The sequence below is a fragment of the Cupriavidus sp. SIMBA_020 genome, assembly GCF_046535395.1.
Classification (GTDB): domain Bacteria; phylum Pseudomonadota; class Gammaproteobacteria; order Burkholderiales; family Burkholderiaceae; genus Cupriavidus; species Cupriavidus campinensis.
In genome coordinates this window covers 1-237 of sequence record NZ_JAWRWU010001640.1, presented here as the reverse complement: position 1 = coordinate 237, position 237 = coordinate 1, and the positions used below count along the sequence as shown (strand labels likewise).

Here is a 237-nt window from a genome sequence, read left to right as displayed (position 1 = left end):
GATCTATTCGACTTAGCGCTTCTTACCATCGCCATCCCTGAATAATCGTCTACTACCAGTATTCCTACAGTGGGGATAGAGACTTCTAGCGCCTTAATTAAGTGCTTCGAATGACAGCAAAGCCATACCTCATCAAAACAGGCTAAATGAGCTTCTTGTTGACCTCCCCACCTACTCAAAGTATCCGCGTGAGACTTTATCTCAAATGCACTCAACTTCCCGTTGGCATGAACGAGG

At 45.6% G+C, this 237-nt stretch carries 1 protein-coding gene; it reads right to left on the bottom strand.

The features are described 5' to 3' along the window. Window positions 1-237 (bottom strand): sce7726 family protein (locus tag SB751_RS35160; RefSeq protein WP_410749634.1); only part of this gene is annotated, 237 nt, incomplete at both ends.